This window comes from Weizmannia sp. FSL K6-3076, assembly GCF_038007245.1.
GTDB lineage: Bacteria > Bacillota > Bacilli > Bacillales > Bacillaceae_C > Weizmannia > Weizmannia faecalis.
The window spans coordinates 1,493,004-1,507,329 of record NZ_JBBOWU010000001.1 but is presented as its reverse complement, the minus strand read 5'-3'; the positions used below and the strand labels follow the sequence as shown (position 1 = coordinate 1,507,329).

Genomic DNA, 14,326 nt, shown 5'->3' with positions numbered 1-14,326 from the left:
ATCATGATCCTTGAAGCAAAAAATGTTTATAAAACGTACGGCAACAAGTGGAACAAACAAGAAGTTTTAAAAGGGATTGATTTAAATGTTGAAAAAGGAGAATTCACGAGCATTATGGGGCCGTCAGGTTCCGGAAAAACGACATTGTTAAATGTTTTATCCTCTATTGACCGGCCCAGCCGCGGTTCCATTGAAATCGAAGGCAAGGCGTTGACGAAAATGAAAGACAAGCAGCTGGCAGAGTTCCGGAAAAGGCATTTAGGCTTTATTTTCCAGGAATACCATTTGCTTGATACGTTAACGGTGAAGGAAAATATATTGCTGCCGCTGTCTGTGAAAAAAGTTTCAAAACGCGAGGCGAACGAAAAATTCCATGCGGTTGCGGAAGAACTCGGTATTACCGATATTCAGGACAAGTATCCGAATGAAATATCCGGCGGGCAGAAGCAGCGGACATCAGCAGCGCGGGCGTTTGTCCATGAACCGGGTCTTATTTTTGCCGACGAACCAACAGGTGCGCTCGATTCAAAGTCGGCATCCGACCTTTTGAATAAATTAAGCCGCCTGAACGAAAAAAGAAACGCAACCATCTTAATGGTCACCCATGATGCGGCCGCAGCCAGCTATTCGGGCAGGGTCATTTTCATCAAAGACGGGCAGATTTATTCGCAACTGCATAAAGGCACCGAATCAAGACAGGATTTCTATCAGGCCATCCTGAAAACACAGGCCGTGCTGGGAGGTGTGCAGCATGACGATTAACGGTTTGATTTACCGCAATTTTAAAAAGAACCTTCCACATTATGCGCTGTATATTTTCGCACTCGCCTTTAGTGCTGCATTATACTTTGCGTTTGTGACACTGCAATACGCCCCTTCTCTCGCCGAAGTAAAATCTTCCGTAAAAGGGCTGGCCGCGCTAAAGGTGGCGTCGGTTTTGCTGATCGTCATTGTGGCGGTGTTTCTCTTTTATGCCAACCATTTGTTTATGAAAAGGCGGAGCAAGGAAATCGGGCTTTTCCAGCTTGTCGGCATGACGAAAAAAGAAGTGTTCCGGATTTTAGGGACGGAGAATTTTTTGCTCTACTACGGCTCACTCTTTGCCGGCATCTTTTTCGGGTTTGCGGCATCCAAGCTGCTGATGATGCTGCTGCTCCGGATCATTCAAGTGGAAACAAAGGTTTCCCTTTATTTTTCGATGAAGGCTTTCGGGCAGACGCTCCTTGTCTTTACCATTATTTTCATCCTGATCCTGCTGATCAACAGCATCTTTATCAAACGGCAGACGATCCTTTCCCTTTTCCGTACCGTTTCCTCCACGGAAGACCGGGCCGGGCGAATCTCCAAAGCGGGATTGCTGCTTGGAATAATCGGATTTGTATGCATCGGGGCAGGATACTATATTTCATCAGAATTGTTCAATGGAGACTTTGTAACAGTGCGTGCTTTGTATACGGCAATGATTAGCATTTTAGCCCTTGTTATTTTCGGGACCTATCTTTTTTATAAAACATCTGTCCGGTTTGTTTTTTACCTCATCCGGAAAAAGAAAGGCGGGTATTTGAATATCCGGGATGTCATGTCACTATCCGCCATCATGTTCCGGATCCGTTCAAACGCAGTGCTGCTGACCATCATCACAACCGTGTCGGCCCTTGCGATCGGCTTATTGTCATTAAGCTACATTACCTTTTATTCTGCTGAAGAAACAGCCCATAATATGACAGCTGCGGACTTTTCATTTATCAAGACGAATGAGGCGAAACAATTTACAGAACGTTTAAATGAAAACAACATCCCCTATGAAAAAGAAGAAATTGAAGTCGTACGGGTTACAGCCGATTTAAGCAGCCTGTTCGATAAAAAATCAAAAGATCTGAAGTTCGACTCCAAAGCTGTACCGATAGCGGTCGTAAGCGATGCGGCAGTAAAAGGAATGGATGTAAAACCCGGGCAGGCGGTTTTTTCCGGCTATTCCGATGCTTTAGCCAGATTTCTGCCGATGAAATCGGAAGGGATGATTGACTTAACGGGCAAGCGGAAAACAGCCAGACTGCGCACCGTTGCCCTTCGAAAAGACCAGGTTCTTTCCAATTATTTTTCAGGCAGCATGCCCGTTCTGGTAACGGATGATGTATTATTCCAGGCGTTAAAAAAGGATACGGACCCGAAAATTCAATTGAACTCGAATCTCTTTACCGGCATCAATCTGAAAAAAGATGAAGATCTTGACAAAGCAAACCAGCTGTTCCAAAGTCTGCATTTCCCGTCGGATTCCTTTGCCTACTCCAGTCCTGAAATCATCAAAATGCAAAAAGAAAACATGGGGGTGATGATGTTTATTGTTGGATTTCTTGGACTCACTTTTCTGGTCACATCCGGCTGCATTTTGTATTTCAAACAAATGGAAGAAAGCGAAGAGGAAAAACCGGCCTACACCATTTTGCGCAAGCTTGGCTTTACCATGCAGGATTTAACAACAGGGATCCGGATCAAGCAGCTTTACAATTTTGGCATTCCACTTTTGCTCGGTCTTGCGCACAGCTACTTTGCAGTAAAATCCGGCTGGTTCTTTTTTGGGTCCGAACTGTGGACACCGATGCTGATCGTGATGGGCCTATATACGTTGTTTTATTCGGTATTTGCCCTGCTCTCTGTCGAAGGATTTAAAAAGGCGATACGCGATTCCTTATAATGATCACCCCTTGGGCATCCAAGGGGTGATTTTGTCATTTCCGAAATTGAAAAAACACCATTATGGGTCGTCTCCACGCAGGTTTGTTTCTGGACTCACCGTTTTAACTTGGCGTTTTCTTCCGACACAACGAAAGCCAAATCGTCATTGCCAAATAAGGATAATACATTCAATACAGTCCCGGTGCTGATTTCTCCCGCTTCTTCTTTCGGTACCGTTAGGGCAAGCGCTTCTTCCAGCAAGCCATTTTTTTCTTGTTGCGGATATGCCCTGCTGTAAAGTTCTTCCGGATCAAGCCCATTGTTCACGCACCACTGGGCAAAAATGAGTGCCATCATTTTCTCATCCATTTTGTATTGCTGAATGATTTTTTCTTCCATGTCTTTTTTATCCATATATAAACACTCCTTTCCGATAGTCGGCTGCGATCATAAGCGTATTTTTTCGGCATGTTTTTTCCGTTTTTTTATACAATACCAAACAAGAAGCGAAGGAGGAGACCTGATGGCAAATATTGAACAGGGTGAAGTGTTTACAATTACAGAAAACGGACGTGAGCAAGAAGTGGAAATCATCGGCGTATTGTCGCTAGAAGGAACAGAATATGCCGCCGTTTCTTTTGTTGAAGATTTAGAGGAACAGACAGGCCGGGACTTAGATGTGTTTTTCTTGAAAACAGACGAAGAAGGCGATCTTGACGCTCTCCATTCAAACGAAGAATATGAAAAAGTTTCTGCCGCATTCAGCCGGGTGTTGGGCGGGGAAGATGCCTCACAACCTGGCGGCCGGGATTAAAACAAAAAAGGCACGGGGAAAAATGTTTTATAAACTATCGCCTCTGTACACTTTCGTTGTTTTTTTCGAAAACGCTCCATCTTTTCACCGGGACGCATTACCCGGCTTTATGCCGGCGTGCGCGGGGCCGTAAAGCCGGTAGCAGATCGTTTATTTTACCGCGCGGGTACCTCCGCCAAACGGGAGGCAATATGCTTTGCTGCAGCAGCCCCCTGCCCGGCCGCCCCTGCAATACTGGAATAAAGCGGACCAAGGCAGTTGTCTCCGATTGCATACAGCCATTCACATTCGGTTTTCCCGTAACCGTCCGAAACAATGTACCCGTCCGCATCTGTCCCCGTAACATTTTGAACGAGTGCGCTGTTTGGTTCCATCCCAATCCGGACGAAAACCGCGGATACCGACAAAAAACAGGATTCACCGCTTGAATGGATGAGTTCCACCGCTTCGGTTTGGTTTTCCCCGATAATGGCTTTCACACGCATATTCGGCAAAATCCGGATGTTCTTATAAGATTGGGCCCGACTGAGATATGCCTGCCTGGCCCTGAAACGTTCCGAGCGGTGAATAAGATAGACGTGCGCCCCTGCTTCGGCAAGCAAACAAGCCCCTTCAAAAGCACGGTCGCCGCCGCCGATGACTGCAGCAGATTTTCCTTTAAACAAATGGCTGTCCTTCGTCGCCGAATAAATTTCCCCGCGGGCGAACATCTCTTTTTCCCCCGGCACACCGAGTTTTCTACGCACGGCACCGGCGGCATAAATCAAGTAGCGAAAACCGATTTGGGTCTTAAGCCCGCCTGTTTCCACCACCGCAACTTTTCTTTCGGCATCTATCTTTACGACACGCGTATTCACCCGGTACCGGCATTGCAACGACTCGGCATGCCGAACAAAATAGCGGCGCATTTCCTCCCCGTTTTCCGCTTGCAGGCCGGGATAATCAATAATGCGATTATGGATCAGGCTGAGCTGCCCGCCAAGCATCTTGTGTTCCTCAACAAGCAGATGGTCCATGCCAAGCCGGTTGCACCAGATCGCTGCCGAAATGCCGGCAGGGCCGCCCCCGATGATCAATATGTCCGCATCTAGCATAAACACCATCCTTTTTTCTATTTGAGTAAGGACAAAAATTCGGCGCGCAAATCCGCCCGCCCTTCAAAAATGCCACGGTAAGACATCGTGGTCGTGGACGCATCCGACTTTTTCACGCCCCGCCCGCACATGCACATATGCTTGGCCTCTAAAACCACCATCGTGCCCTGCGGTTCAAGCACTTCTTCCACCGCATCCGCAATTTGTTTTGTCAGCCGTTCCTGAACTTGAAAACGCCTGGCGTAGCCGTCGACCATGCGCGCAATTTTCGACAGGCCGGTGATTTTTTCATTTGGAAAATAGGCGACATGAGCGACGCCGAAAAATGGCGCGAAGTGGTGCTCACATATGGAATAAAATTCGATATCTTTTACAAGTACGAGCTCCTTGTGGTCGTGGTCGACATCAAATGTTTTTGCCAAATGCATTTTCGGGTCTTCCCGGTACCCTTCTGTATATTCCAAAAAGGCCTTCAGCACCCGGTAAGGCGTTTCCTGCAAGCCGTCGCGGTCCGGATCATCGCCGCATAAGTCAACCAGACTGCGGACAGCTTCCATAAATTGACCCGACTGTTCGAGCTTTTTGCTGATCACAGCGGGATGATCTATTTGATCTTTAAAAGTTTCTTCTATGAGTTGATGTTCCTTTTGTCCGGAAACAATCATGAATGGGTACAGCTCCTTTTGCAATGAAGTTTTCACTATCCGGCTATTTAAAAGTGTACAACGGCTGCCCGATTATATCAAATGTTGATGCCGCAAAGTGTATCAAGCTTTTTCCAAATGGACGCCCACGCCTGGGATGGATCCGGGCACCAACGGGGGGTGAAAACCGGCCGGCGTATATTTTCAGGGCATATAAGTTAAATTACTATTTCTGTAAATGTTGCCAGTAGCAATGTCTATCGCGATCGCAATTGATTTTGTCACGAAAAACTGAAGTTCATTTTATAAAGATACAGCAAAAAAAGCCGCAAATTTTGCCTGCAAGTGAGAAATGGCGTTTAAAACCCGGGATTCTGGATATATTAAAAGCAAGAAAGGTTAAAAATTAGGAGGCATTAAACGTGGAACATGGTACAGTAAAATGGTTTAACAGTGAAAAAGGCTATGGCTTTATTGAACGGGAAGGCGGAGACGACGTGTTTGTCCATTTCTCAGCCATCCAGGGTGAAGGCTATAAAACGCTTGAAGAAGGCCAGAAAGTATCGTTTGACGTGGAAGAAGGTTCACGCGGTCCGCAGGCGGCAAATGTTCAAAAAGAAGACTAACGGTGCCCTTTGCGGCATCGTTTTTTTGCATGAAAAAGGCCGTATTTCCCGCCGCTTAAATTTTTTCAGCCATCATAAATCCGAATGGATCGGCGCCCACTTCCCCCCAAAAAAAGAAACCCCGTGTATACAGGGTTCATGCTGTGCGAACGATTATCCCGCTTTTCTATATGACGGATCGTTTTCCGGATATTCATGCGGCAATTCTTTCCCTGACGCGCAAAGCATCAGCAAGTATGCCATGCCGAGCCCGTAAGTAATCATTCCCCCTAGCAGAAAACCCCAAAACAAAATCAAAGACCAGTCTGTTGTGTGAGCGCTTACAATAAAGTGAATAGAAAGAAAAATCGCACTCATGATCAGCTCAGCGGTTGCAACCAAATAGTACCCATTAAATTCCTTCATTTCACAACCCTCCCCTTTTGTATATTATATTACCTTATGTTCACAAAATGTTCAAATTTTAAACACATTTTTTAAAAATTTTTTGCACTTTAGTGGACAACGAAAAAATGATATGCTCTAAAATTCAAAGCTGGACAAATACAACCGAAATTTTTCGATTTTTCGCAGCAGACTGGGCAGTATGTGTAAAATTTTACTCGACGGGGCATATGAGTGGAAAAAAATGGGAAGACGCTCTATCATCTAATTGTACACTTCAAGATGAACATCTAGAGAGAGAGGTCTTCCCATGGATATTATATCAATAATTGCTGGATTATTAAAGGATACAAAGAGTCTTATCGAATTTGAAGAACAGCTTAAACTTCTGATGCAGAAGGCTTTTACACAATGGGTTGGGGAAATATTTGAAGAGTTAGATAAAATAATTAAACAGGAGAAGTTAGAGGAGGGCTGGGTGTACTGCCGGAGTGATAACAGAAACATTCAGTTTCTATTTGGAAGTGTGACCTTTAAACGCTCATTAATGCATGACAAGAGAGGAAATTCCCATTATCCTCTGGATGAATGGTTAGGGCTGGTACCACACCAACGATACAGCCCGTTAGTGGAATTAAAGGTGGCAGAGTTGGCAAGTGAGAACACCTATCGGGAAGTAGCTGATATTTTAAAAGAGTGGACAGCAGTGAGTCTTAGTCACACAACTGTAGGGAACATGGTAAAACACGTAGGGAAAACTCAGGCGGAAGCCGATAAGGCACTTGTAGAAGAGCTAGAAATAGCTGTTTCCCTGCCTGAGGGGAAGAAGGTAGACTACCTGTTTTCTGAAGCAGATGGTGTATTCGTTCGGGGACTAAAAAAGAAACAGAGTATGGAAGTCCACCACGCCATTCTCTATGAGGGATGGCAAACCAATGGTAAAAGGGTCTCCCTGCGTCAGCCCACAGTCATCATGACAACGGAAGCCATCCAGACATTTTGGGATGAAGTCCAAGCCACAGCTGCCAACACCTACTCCCTCGAAAAAACGCATGTCATTACAAACAGTGATGGAGGTGCGGGATACACAGCTGAACGGTTTCAAACAGCTTTCTCACAGTCGGAATTTCCGGTGCTCAACCAGCTGGATACCTACCACGTTGCACAAGCCATCATAAGGACATTTGGGGGCGGAAAGAGCGAGATCAAGGAGCAAATTAGAAAAGCGATTAGAACGCATGACCTGGACCAATTCACGTTATATTTGGATACGCACGAAAGCACCTTGACGGATAAAAAGGCTCTCAAGAAAATCAAGGAATTCCGTTCGTATATCTTGAAAAACTGGGACCGCATTTTTGACTGGAGAGACAGGGTGAAAAACGTGCCGGAAGGTGCGAGAGGCCTAGGAGCGATGGAATCGAATCAAAGGCATATCTCCTTCAGGATGAAAAAAAGGGGCATGCATTGGAGTGAACTTGGCGCAGAAGCCATGGTGAAAATCAAACAAGGCATACTCAATGGGACATTGAGAGAAGCCTATCTGAAACACCGTTCAAGAAGCGAGAGAAAGCAACGGAACTTGAAACAATCCATCAGGATGTCTCAACTACTCAAGCAGCCTGTACGCCCGTCAGTGGGCGTAAAGCACGGATCAGTTGCCCTGCATTCAAGCAGTTCATCGGCAATGGGACATTTAAGCAAAATATTAGAGCTTTCGTTTTAAGCCTGGCTCAGTGGGGACTGATCGTTGAGGCGCGCGAAATTTACGAGACTCCTGCGGGAAAAGCGAGCCAGGAGAGACCCCGCAGCGAGGTACGAGCGAGGAGGCTCGCCGGCCGCCCGCGGAAAGCGAGTGAATTTCGCGCGCCTCAACATCCCCGTTATCCATCTTTATACGGAAATATTACATCTTTTCCGAAAATTACACCGAGCAAGTAAAGCACGGTAGCCGAAAGTGTACAAAAAGAGTGTCTTGGAATACCCGATATTTAAACCTTGTCGAGAAAAACTTGACACATACGACTGGGCATTCTTTCTTGTCGTGATGGGTAGGAAATGTTACGATTTAGAAAAAGCAACACCTTTGGAGGAGAAGAAATGGCAGAACAATTTCAGAAAGCAACTTTTGCCGGCGGCTGTTTTTGGTGCATGGTCAAACCTTTCGACCAGTGGGATGGCATTGAAAAAGTTGTTTCCGGATACACAGGGGGAACGGTCGACAATCCTTCGTATGAACAAGTAAAGACCGGAACGACCGGCCATTACGAAGCCGTCCAAATTACATATGATCCGGCAGTTTTTCCGTACGAAAAACTGCTCGAAATCTTTTGGCAGCAAATCGATCCGACCGATGCCGGCGGCCAGTTCCAGGATCGCGGCTCCAACTATCGGACGGCTATTTTTTACCATAATGAAGAGCAAAAGCGGCTGGCAGAAGCTTCAAAAAAGCAGCTTGCAGAAAGCGGCAAATTCAAAAAGCCGATTGTGACAGAAATTTTGCCGGCGAAGCCTTTTTATCCCGCCGAAGATTACCACCAGGATTTTTATAAGAAAAATCCGAATGCCTATCATGAAGACCGGGCGAAATCGGGCCGCGACACGTTTATTGCTTCCCACTGGGGAAAGTAGTCCGTTCATTGGCCATTTTTCACACCTTTCCGTTTGTGATTCCGGCCGGATTGGGCTATGATTACATTAAGATAGAGGAGAAAGGAAGGAATTGGAATGCGCGATAAAGTAAACCAATTGTTATCACTCGGCCTTGGCATGGCGGTGCTCAGCAAAGAACAAGTGGAAAAAGCAGTCAACCGCCTCGTGGAAAAAGGCAACCTGACAAAAGCGGAATCGACACAATTGATTGATGAACTGCTGGAAAAAGGGGAACAATCCAAACAAGAATTGAATCAGGCCTTGAAAGACCGGGTCAACGAGATCCTTTCTGAAATGAATGTTGCGACAAAAGATGAAATCAAGGCGCTGGAACTTCGCATCCAGCAGCTTGAAGAACGGTTGAATCCGTAAACCGGTTGGCCCTTTTGCCCGGGGCCGGCTGTTTTTTTGCATAAAACAAAACCGGGGGTGGTTGCTTGCTTTCCAGAAAAATGAAGCACGGAAAAAGATACCAGGAAATTGCCGGCGCCCTGATTAAAAATGGCCTCGGTTATTTAATCAGCGATTGGGGCCTTTCGGATTTACTTCCTTTTCCCTCGAAAAAAGCGGCTCCCCGCACCCCCCACCGCAGCACCGGGGAAAGGATCCGGCTGTTTTTAGAGGAATTGGGCCCGACCTTTATTAAACTCGGGCAGCTTGCCAGCTCCCGCCGTGATATTTTGCCGGAATCGATTATTGCTGACCTGGAAAAATTACAGGATAAGGCCACGCCGTTTCCGTTTGAAGAAGTAAAAAAGATTATCAGGGACGAATTTGGAGCGGGCGTTGAGGAGCTTTTTGCCGAATTCGATCCGGAGCCGCTCGCAACCGCATCGATCGGACAAGTGCATAAAGCCAAATTGCATACGGAAGAGCCGGTTGCGATCAAAATCCAGCGCCCGAATATCCGCCCAGTCATTGAAACCGATCTTGAAATATTGGAAAGCCTGTCCCTCTCCCTAGAGTCCCGTTTTGAATGGGCAAGGGCATACCAATTGCGGGACATTGTCGAAGAATTTTCCCAGGCGCTGTTGTCCGAGCTAGATTACTACCATGAAGGCCGGAATGCGGAACGGATCGCCAAACAATTTGAAGGCGATGAAAACATCCGGATTCCGAAAATTTACTGGGACTTTTCCACAAAAAGAGTCCTGACCATGGAGTACATAAAGGGCAGGAAAATCAGCGAATTTTTCAGTGAAACAGTCCCCGGATACCGAAAAAAAGCCATTTCTGAACGGCTGATCCATTCGATGCTGCAGCAGATTTTTGTGGAGGGATTTTTTCACGGCGATCCGCATCCGGGAAACATTGTCGTTTTGCCCGGCGATGTGATTTGTTATATGGATTTTGGCATGGTCGGCCGGCTTACGGAAGAGACCAAGTACCATTGCGCCTCACTTGTCATTGCGCTGATGCGGGCGGATACGAATGCCATTATGAAGTCGGTCGATGCGCTTGCGGAAATTCCGGAAGAAACCGATCTTCATCTGCTGAAGGAAGATGTCGAAGTTCTCCGCGAAAAATATTATGATCTGCCGCTCAGCCAGTTAAGCTTGCGGGAAGCCATCAATGATTTATACCATCTTGCGTTCAAATACCATATCCGCTTCCCTGCCGATCTGACGATACTCGGCAAATCGCTGATTACGGTGGAGGGTGTCGTGGAATCGCTTGACCCGGAATTCAGCCTGATCGAAGCTGCGCGCCCATTTGGGGAAAGGCTGCTTCGGGACCGTTTGCGGCCGGGCAGGGTCGCACAGAAAGGATGGAAAACGTTTTTGGACCAGGCGGAAATTTTGCTTGAGCTTCCGAAAAATTTGCGCGATATTTCCAAAACGATGCGGAAAGGCAAATTCAGGATGGAAGTCGTCATACCGGATTTGCATTTATTTTTGGAAAAACTTGACAGGATCAGCAACCGGCTTTCCTTCGCGATCGTCCTGCTCGCCTTTAGTATCCTGATGGTCGGGCTGATGATCGGAACGTCCATCAGCGGCCAATCGACGGTGATCTGGAAAAACCCGATCATTGAGATCGGATTTGGTGTCGCAACATTGATGCTTTTATGGCTGTTGCTGTCCATTTTTAAATCAGGAAAGTTTTAAAGGAGTTTAGAAAAAGATGGGTGATCAGAAAGAAAAAGAAAAAGTATTATCCGGGCTGCTTGTGGCAGGCGTTATCTGTATTGCAGCAAACCTCAGGCCGGCAATCACTTCCATCGGGCCCGTAATCGGCACGATCCGCCACAGCCTTCATATGTCAAATGCACAAGCGGGATTTATTACAACGCTCCCGCTTCTTGCCTTCGCACTGATTTCACCGCTTGCGCCAAAACTGGCAAGCCGGATTGGCCAGGAGTTGACATTGCTTCTTGGGATCGTCATATTATTTATCGGCATTTTGGCGCGTACGGCCGGGAATGCCGCCATGCTTTATATCGGCACGGCTTTTATCGGAACAGGCATTGCCATCGGGAATGTGCTGCTGCCAAGCCTCATTAAACACCGGGTGCCTGCAAAACTCGGGTTGATGACAAGTATTTATACAACCGTTATGGGCGGATTTGCCGCGCTCGCTTCCGGCGTCAGCGTCCCGATTGTGAACGGCCTGGGGCTCGGGTGGAAATGGGGGCTGCTCGTCTGGGGCATCCTCTCTATCCTGGCTGCTTTGGTGTGGATCCCGCAATTGCGTGAGCACGCCAAAGTAAAGTTTTCCACCCATCAGGAAACGCCCGGAAGATCGGTCTGGCTGTCTTCGCTCGCCTGGCAGGTGACGCTTTTTCTCGGCCTGCAGTCGTTTCTATTTTACAGCACCATCGCCTGGCTTGCGGAAATTATGGTCAGCCATGGGGCAAGCCTCGTAGCGGCCGGCTGGATGGTGTCAATCATGCAGTTCGTCAGCCTGCCCGCCACTTTTATGACGCCGATTTGGGCGGAGCGGATGAAAAACCAGATTCCCCTTGTTTTCGGGATTACGATTTTTTATTTGTGCGGGCTTACAGGCCTTTTGTACGGCGGGCATATGTTGTGGATGTGGATTTGTATCATTTTGATCGGCATCGCCCAGGGTGCCAGCATCAGCCTCGCGCTTGCGTTTATCGGCCTCCGTTCGAAAACGGCCACTGAAGCTGCCAATTTGTCCGGCATGAGCCAGTCTGCTGGTTATCTCGTGGCGGCAGCCGGCCCATTTTTGATCGGCTGGTTGTATGACCGGGCGCATAACTGGCATATGCCGGTTGTGGTCATGATTATCTGTGGCATCCTCATGCTTGCCGCAGGAGCCGGCGCAGGACGAAACAAATATGTATCAAAATAGTGTAAAACAGCCCGGCATTTGCCGGGCTGTTTCTTAATCTACGTATGCCACCATACCATCTTGATCTTCAATTTCCAGTCGGATACTGACGGCAAACGGGTCAATGCTGTATTCTTCTTCTAAATATTTGCGGATGGCCTGAATCAGTTTCGGCTCAGTCAGCGGCTCGAGATCTTTACCGTTCAGTTCGACATCTGCGCCGTAGCCGGTATCATCATCGTATGTGAGCATCGCCATCACATTTTCCGGATAAGCATAATGCTGATCTGCCACAAACGTGCAAACCGCGTTAATCAAATCTTGCTCTGACAGTTTTAATTCTTCCATCTGTCATAAGCCTCACGATCTTTTTTCCTGTTGCCGAATACGGATTGGAACAATTTGATGACGATGAGAATCAGCGCAATAAAGATTAAAATATTGACCATTGCCGTCAAAGCCGTTCCCAAACCGCCGAGATGGCCGAACATCGATCCGAACAGCATGCCGCCAAGACCGCCGAGCAGCATCCCCTTTACAAAGCTGCCTCTCGATGAAGACGACGCTGTATTGGCTTTATTGCCGGAAACCGAATTTGTATTTTGGTTCGTTTTCGACTGGTAATGGGACTGTTGTTTTGACGATGGTGTTGTTGTCTTTGGCACCGTCTGGTAAGACCGTTTTACAGAACGGTATCCCCTTGCATCAACCGGGTTTGAAAAGTGAATCCCGACAACTGAAAAGGCAAACGTAAATGCCAGGAGCAGCGCAAAAAATTTCTTCAACTTCATTTCCCCTTTTCTATTTTTATACTAGGTTCCTATGAACTTATTATATGAACTTATCAATCAAAATGCAAGCTTTTTTGACAAAAGATTGCGATTCCCGGTTTTTATTTCCCCTGAAATGCTGACATTAAACGTTTTCAAACCAGGGCGGGGGCAATTTTCTTCCTAAAAGTGCGGATTGTTTCACCTGAAAGAATAAGGCATCCTTGGCATTCCGGGACACCGGAGAAATCTTGTCACGCCGTATGTGTAAAAATTTTTCTCGAAGGGGCAGATGAGGAGAAAAAATGGGAAGACACTCTATTATCTAAATGTACACCGTAAAATAAACATCTATAGAGAGGTCTTCCCATAGATATAATATCACGAATTGCTGGATGATGAAAGGATACAAAGAGTCTTATCATCATCATTGACTTTTCCATCCATCAATCTTACGATAAAAAGTAGCATGCCAATGTTTGGGAGGTGCTGTTAATGGAACTATTCCAAATGACACGCAGGGAAATGGCAGATCTGCTACTTGCGCTGAAGGGAGCAGGCCCCATGACGCCTGCAACGTTTTTACAAGGCTTATGGGCAAAGAAAAACGGTGGCAAAGACCCGCATCACCCCTTTGCAGCTGCTGTAATGCCCCCCATCTTTACAAAAATACTGAAGAAGAACACGGATGACTTCGGATTTTCGTTAAATGAAATCGTGGCGCTCGGAAGCCAGATTGAAAATACAAATTTTACACTGACCGCGATTCAAAACTGGGTAAAGCGCGATATTAAAGAAATGATCGTGGCGCCGGAAAAAGGGAAAAAATATTCGATTGACCAGATGGCGCTACTGTTTCTGGTGGAAGACTTGAAAACGGCGCTCGATTTCGATTCCATCCGTAAGCTGTTGCAATTGATCGTCAATGACCCCGAAGATGAGCATGATGATTTGATTAATCCGGTACAGCTGTATGCCACTTATTCCCAGCTTTTCGAGGAGCTGAATTCCATGCGGGAAGTCGGGCGGTTCCCGGCCGAAAAACATGAACATATGATTTCGGCAATGGAAGGTATGGTTACTGAAAAAGCGGAAGAGATGATATCGAAATACATATCGCCGGACGACCCGAAAAAAGAAGCCATCCGCAACACCATCGTCATCGCGACCCTTTCCGTTTTTACGGCTTATTTTCAAATGCTCGCAAGGCGGTATTTAACCGCAACGATTTTTCTGCAAAATATGTAGTAGGGGCCAGGAGACTTATCCCCCGGCGGATAAGTTTTTCCGGCTCCCGTGCCGACGCCCCGAATGGGAATCCCCAGGCCGGAAAAACGGCAGCTCCTGCAGTTCAATTCAACGCAGCCGG

The 14,326-nt window shown here is 46.9% G+C and carries 16 protein-coding genes; 10 read left to right on the top strand and 6 right to left on the bottom strand.

The genetic code is table 11. The features are described from left to right. Both NSS95_RS06935 and NSS95_RS06930 read left to right on the top strand, forming a co-directional pair. Entirely contained in the window at positions 1-762 is a 762-nt protein-coding gene (locus tag NSS95_RS06935; RefSeq protein ID WP_046721155.1) for an ABC transporter ATP-binding protein, read from the top strand. Then, entirely contained in the window at positions 752-2,695 is a 1,944-nt protein-coding gene (locus NSS95_RS06930) for an ABC transporter permease (protein ID WP_071451896.1), read from the top strand. Before NSS95_RS06935 ends, NSS95_RS06930 begins: the two co-directional genes overlap by 11 nt. Before the next feature lie 95 nt (positions 2,696-2,790). Here NSS95_RS06930 and NSS95_RS06925 read toward each other — a convergent pair whose 3' ends face one another. After that, entirely contained in the window at positions 2,791-3,090 is a 300-nt protein-coding gene (locus tag NSS95_RS06925) for a hypothetical protein (RefSeq protein WP_014098389.1), read from the bottom strand. Between the two features lie 109 nt (positions 3,091-3,199). Here NSS95_RS06925 and NSS95_RS06920 point away from each other — a divergent pair, with 109 nt between their 5' ends. After that, the gene (locus NSS95_RS06920) at positions 3,200-3,490 is read left to right on the top strand and encodes a DUF1292 domain-containing protein (protein ID WP_046721157.1); all 291 of its coding nucleotides are present in this window, start codon (positions 3,200-3,202) and stop codon (positions 3,488-3,490) included. A gap of 155 nt (positions 3,491-3,645) precedes the next feature. On the opposite strand, the gene NSS95_RS06915 is transcribed toward NSS95_RS06920, so the two are convergent. After that, positions 3,646-4,584 carry an NAD(P)/FAD-dependent oxidoreductase gene (locus tag NSS95_RS06915; protein WP_046721158.1) on the bottom strand — a complete coding sequence of 313 codons (939 nt, stop codon included), beginning with the start codon at positions 4,582-4,584 and terminating at the stop codon, positions 3,646-3,648. A gap of 17 nt (positions 4,585-4,601) precedes the next feature. Then, positions 4,602-5,249, bottom strand: a complete 648-nt coding sequence (gene folE, locus NSS95_RS06910; protein WP_046721159.1) for a GTP cyclohydrolase I FolE — start codon at positions 5,247-5,249, stop codon at positions 4,602-4,604. A 401-nt stretch (positions 5,250-5,650) separates the two neighbouring features. Between folE and NSS95_RS06905 the strand changes: the two genes are divergently transcribed. After that, positions 5,651-5,854: a cold-shock protein gene (locus tag NSS95_RS06905; protein ID WP_013859272.1), complete on the top strand. Its 204-nt coding sequence runs from the start codon at positions 5,651-5,653 to the stop codon at positions 5,852-5,854. A 153-nt stretch (positions 5,855-6,007) separates the two neighbouring features. Here NSS95_RS06905 and NSS95_RS06900 read toward each other — a convergent pair whose 3' ends face one another. Further along, the gene (locus tag NSS95_RS06900; protein WP_046721160.1) at positions 6,008-6,259 is read right to left on the bottom strand and encodes a hypothetical protein; all 252 of its coding nucleotides are present in this window, start codon (positions 6,257-6,259) and stop codon (positions 6,008-6,010) included. 289 nt (positions 6,260-6,548) lie between these two features. On the opposite strand from NSS95_RS06900, the gene NSS95_RS06895 reads away from it, so the two are divergent. From NSS95_RS06895 to NSS95_RS06875, 5 genes are all read left to right on the top strand, one after another. Continuing rightward, entirely contained in the window at positions 6,549-7,964 is a 1,416-nt protein-coding gene (locus NSS95_RS06895) for an ISLre2-like element ISBco6 family transposase (RefSeq protein ID WP_114316679.1), read from the top strand. Positions 7,965-8,338: 374 nt separating this feature from the next. Beyond that, positions 8,339-8,869, top strand: coding sequence for a peptide-methionine (S)-S-oxide reductase MsrA (msrA, locus tag NSS95_RS06890; RefSeq protein WP_017550823.1), 531 nt, complete (start codon positions 8,339-8,341; stop codon positions 8,867-8,869). Between the two features lie 96 nt (positions 8,870-8,965). Continuing rightward, positions 8,966-9,262 carry a phasin family protein gene (locus NSS95_RS06885; RefSeq protein WP_014098395.1) on the top strand — a complete coding sequence of 99 codons (297 nt, stop codon included), beginning with the start codon at positions 8,966-8,968 and terminating at the stop codon, positions 9,260-9,262. Positions 9,263-9,327: 65 nt separating this feature from the next. Further along, positions 9,328-10,998, top strand: a complete 1,671-nt coding sequence (locus NSS95_RS06880; RefSeq protein ID WP_014098396.1) for an ABC1 kinase family protein — start codon at positions 9,328-9,330, stop codon at positions 10,996-10,998. A gap of 16 nt (positions 10,999-11,014) precedes the next feature. Continuing rightward, entirely contained in the window at positions 11,015-12,208 is a 1,194-nt protein-coding gene (locus NSS95_RS06875) for a CynX/NimT family MFS transporter (RefSeq protein WP_014098397.1), read from the top strand. Positions 12,209-12,241: 33 nt separating this feature from the next. Here the strand turns inward: NSS95_RS06875 and NSS95_RS06870 are convergent, their stop codons facing one another. Together NSS95_RS06870 and NSS95_RS06865 are read right to left on the bottom strand one after the other, a co-directional pair. Next, positions 12,242-12,535, bottom strand: coding sequence for a YxcD family protein (locus tag NSS95_RS06870; protein ID WP_014098398.1), 294 nt, complete (start codon positions 12,533-12,535; stop codon positions 12,242-12,244). Further along, positions 12,523-12,978 (bottom strand): hypothetical protein, encoded by a 456-nt coding sequence (locus NSS95_RS06865; RefSeq protein WP_233896701.1) that lies wholly within the window; start codon positions 12,976-12,978, stop codon positions 12,523-12,525. The genes NSS95_RS06870 and NSS95_RS06865 overlap by 13 nt, the downstream gene beginning before the upstream one ends. Before the next feature lie 474 nt (positions 12,979-13,452). Here NSS95_RS06865 and NSS95_RS06860 point away from each other — a divergent pair, with 474 nt between their 5' ends. Next, entirely contained in the window at positions 13,453-14,205 is a 753-nt protein-coding gene (locus NSS95_RS06860) for a DUF1836 domain-containing protein (protein ID WP_014098400.1), read from the top strand. The last annotated feature ends 121 nt before the right edge of the window (positions 14,206-14,326 follow it).